Annotated in this window: 3 protein-coding genes and 1 pseudogene; all 4 read left to right on the forward strand. The window is 43.6% G+C overall.

From position 1 onward, the window contains the following. The coding region (locus tag AB4496_RS09950; RefSeq protein ID WP_372130897.1) for an alpha-glucosidase C-terminal domain-containing protein at positions 1–571 on the forward strand (571 nt) is incomplete at its 5' end. Positions 572–938: 367 nt separating this feature from the next. After that, positions 939–2,120 carry a maltose/maltodextrin ABC transporter substrate-binding protein MalE gene (gene malE, locus AB4496_RS09955; protein ID WP_372130899.1) on the forward strand — a complete coding sequence of 394 codons (1,182 nt, stop codon included), beginning with the start codon at positions 939–941 and terminating at the stop codon, positions 2,118–2,120. Positions 2,121–2,198: 78 nt separating this feature from the next. Continuing rightward, on the forward strand, positions 2,199–3,770 hold the full coding sequence (gene malF / locus AB4496_RS09960) for a maltose ABC transporter permease MalF (RefSeq protein WP_009845807.1): 1,572 nt from the start codon (positions 2,199–2,201) through the stop codon (positions 3,768–3,770). Positions 3,771–3,781: 11 nt separating this feature from the next. After that, positions 3,782–4,121: pseudogene (malG, locus tag AB4496_RS09965) on the forward strand (maltose ABC transporter permease MalG); the annotation flags it as partial.

Consider the following 4,121-nt stretch of genomic DNA (forward strand, 5'->3'; position numbering starts at 1 on the left):
TGAAGAGATTGGCATGACCAATGTCGCTTTTGACAATCTAGACCAATATAAAGATATTGAAACGCACAATTTCTATAAAGTAAAAACGGAATCGGGTGTCACTCATGAACACATGATGGACGCCATTCACGAGAACAGCCGTGACAACGCTAGAACACCCATGCATTGGAACAACCAACCAAATGCAGGCTTCTCTGACGGAACACCTTGGATTGAGCTGAATCCAAACTACCCAGAGATCAACGTCGAAAGTGCGTTGGCTGATCCAAGTTCCATATTTTATCACTACAAGACATTGATAGAGTTACGAAAAGCTCACCCAGCGATTGTCTACGGTTCATTCATCCCTGTTTTTGAAGAACACGACAAGGTTTTCGCCTACGTACGTGAGTTGGATGGTGAAATGCTGTTTGTAGTTTGTAACTTCTCAAACGACAACCTGACACTGGATATGCCTGAACAATACCAAACTCAGACGCTTGATTGTCTGATCAATAACTATCAAACGGTCACTGAGTTGTCAGCCAAGCTTGAACTGGCACCGTATGAATCATTTGCTGTAAAACTGTAATCATACGTTAAATGCAACACACCAAAGGCAAGGTTCTCCTTGCCTTTTTTATTGCCCAAAGCCATCGATTCTCTCCAACATTTCACATCTTAACCTAAGCAACCTAGCGCTTAGTTTTGGATGGCTTTCATCACCCAAAAATAGTTTGAGCCCGCCTTCACATTTCTCCATACGCGCCACTTCACAAAACTATGGCGATCGCCTGTAAAACAGCACTGTATCGGCATTGCTATAGCTTTTTACTATATCAAAGGTGCGTTTACCTATTTCTCAAAGGCTAAATTAGTCGATATTATTTTCAGCAGATAATAAGAACTGATAGAAGTGATTATCGTTATGGATAACCTTCTGAATATGGAATGAAACTATGAAACCTCTATTGAAAACACTGTCTATTTGTACCCTTGCTGCTCTTTTCAATGCACCGGCTTTTGCTATGGAAGAAGGTGAAATCACAATCTGGATCAATGGCGATAAAAGTTATGCCGGTCTTGCTGAAATTGGTAAACAATTCGAAGAAGATACTGGTGTAAAAATTAACGTTCAGTACCCAGACTCACTGGAAGCTAAATTCCAACAACACGCAGCAACAGGCGATGGCCCAGACATGATTTTCTACGCACACGACCGTTTTGGTGGTTTTGCAGAAGCAGGTCTTCTTGTTGATATCAAACCTTCTAAGGAAACTAAAGAAGGTATCGTAGACTTCGCATGGGATGCTGTTTCTTACGACGGTAAAACAATCGCTTACCCAGTTGCAGTTGAGTCAGTTTCTCTTATCTACAACAAAGCACTTGTTCCCAATCCACCTAAGTCTTGGGAAGAGATCCCTGCACTAAACGCTAAGCTTCAAAAAGATGGCAAGAAAGCAATCATGTGGCCTCTACGTGGTGGCGCTTACTTCACATGGCCTCTACTTGCAGCTGACGGCGGTTACGCGTTCAAGCAAACAGCGGAAGGTTACGACATTAAAGATGCAGGCGTAGCGACTGACGGTGTTCAGAAGTCTCTAGGTTTCATTGAGAAGATGGTAAAAGACAAAGTTATTTCTGCGGATATGGATTACTCAGTTGCTGAGTCTGAATTCGTAGCGGGTAACGTTGCAATGACAATTAACGGTCCTTGGGGCTGGGCAAACATCGAGAAAGCTGGCGTAGATTACGGCGTAGCAACATTGCCTAAGTTCAACGGTAAAGCGTCTAAGCCATTCGTTGGTGTATGGGCTGGTGGTATCAGCACCGCTTCTCCAAACCGTGATCTAGCCGTTGAGTTTATGGAAAACTACCTACTAACTGATGAAGGTATGAAGAGCTTGAACGACGACAAGCCACTAGGCGCTGTTGCTCTTAACTCTTTCCAACGTCAACTAGACAGCGACACTCGTATTGCAGCAACAATGGATAACGCGATGAACGGCGAAATCATGCCTAACATCCCTCAGTTCACAACATTCTGGTACAGCATGGAAGAAGCTATTGGCAACGTAGTTGATAGCCGTCAATCAGTAGAGCAAGCACTAAAAGGTGCTGAAGCTCGAATGACTAAGTAACAACCAAGCACTACCTTTTAAGGAGGGGGCAACCTCTCCTTACTTTTCTATTTTTATATCTCGTTAGCAGGTTCCTCTATGCAGTCAGTTCAAGGTTCAGATGCGATCCCGGCACCATCAAGCCTTCCAGGCAGTAAAAGCGTCTTCATCAAATGGGGGTTGCTTGGTAGTGTTGGCTTAATTAATGGCTACGCTACAATTTTAATGTATTCTCGCGGTGAGCTCGCATTTGCGCTGCTTACTGTGATTTTAACGGCTTTGGCTCTTTACATTTTTGGTAGTAAGAAAACTTACGCCCACCGTTATATTTACCCCGGTATTGCCGGAATGATCTTATTCATTCTTTTCCCACTGGCATATACCGTAGGGCTTGCGTTTACTAACTACAGCGCAAAAAACCAGCTCTCTCTAGAGCGTACTCAAACCGTTCTTTTAGACCGTTCATTCCAAAGCGGTGAAAGCTACCCATTTACTTTGTACAAAACAGATAACGGTCACCAGATCGTTGTGAAAGATGGCGACCAGCTGTTAGCAACTGATGTATTTTCTCTGGAAGGCATGACATCAACAGAGATGGACCTATCTGCAATTGACTCTGTACAAGGTGAAAAAGAGAAGATCAAAGCGATCATCCAAAATCGCTCTGTGATCAGTGGTGTCGATTTCCATCTGCCAAATGGTGATGACATCCGCATGAGCGGCTTACGTAAATTTGCTGCCGTTGCACCGCTTTACACTCTTCAAGATGACGGGGAAACGTTATACAACAATGAATCTGGTGAAATATTGAAACCAAACATGGAAGTGGGTTTCTACCAACCGGTTGACGAGAAAGGTGAGTTTATCGGTAACACCATTTCTCCAGGATTTGTTGTAGACATTGGTACAGCCAACTTTGAACGTGTTTGGAAAGATGACGGCATCAAAGAACCGTTTATCAGTATCTTTATTTGGACGGTTGTATTCTCCATTTGTACGGTAGCCTTCACACTTGCAATTGGTTTGGTTCTGGCAAACGTTGTGCAGTGGGAAGAGCTGAAAGGCCGTGCTGTGTATCGTGTTCTACTAATTTTGCCTTACGCCGTACCAGCATTTATCTCGATTCTTATCTTTAAGGGCCTATTCAACCAGAGCTTTGGTGAGATTAACATGGTGCTTGAGAGTATCTTTGGTTTAAGCCCAAACTGGTTCTCCGACCCGATCTTAGCGAAAACCATGGTGTTGATTGTTAACACTTGGCTAGGCTTCCCTTACATGATGATTCTATGTATGGGTCTACTAAAAGCGATTCCTGAAGATTTGTACGAAGCGTCAGCAATCGATGGTGCTAACTTCCTTGATAACTTCAAGCGAATCACTTTTCCATTGATGATAAAACCGTTAACACCGCTATTGATTGCAGCGTTTGCCTTTAACTTCAATAACTTTGTCATGATTCAACTATTGACGAACGGTGGCCCGAACATGATTGGTACTTCTGAGCCAGCGGGTTACACAGACTTGCTTGTAAGCTACACGTACCGAATTGCATTCGAAGGCGGTGGTGGTCAAGACTTTGGTCTAGCAAGTGCAATCGCAACGCTTATCTTCCTATTGGTTGGTGCCCTAGCGTTACTAAACCTTCGTTTCACTAAATTGACTCAAGATTAAGGAGCACGACAATGGCTATGGTACAAGGTAAGAGCCTTAAATACCGAGTATGGGCAACGCATATTGCGCTGTGGTGCTTCTTAGCGCTAATTATTTTCCCACTACTGATGATTATTGCTATCTCATTCCGCGAAGGTAACTTTGCAACCGGTAGCTTGATTCCAGACAACCCATCTTTGGAACACTGGAAATTGGCTCTGGGTATGTCAGTGACGAATGCTGATGGCTCAGTTACTCCGCCTCCATTCCCAGTACTGACTTGGCTGTGGAACTCAATAAAAGTAGCGGGTATTACGTCAATTCTTATTGTTACACTGTCGACAACATCGGCTTACGCATTTGCTCGTATGC

This window comes from Vibrio sp. 10N.222.46.A1 (assembly GCF_041473595.1).
Lineage (GTDB): Bacteria > Pseudomonadota > Gammaproteobacteria > Enterobacterales > Vibrionaceae > Vibrio > Vibrio tasmaniensis_A.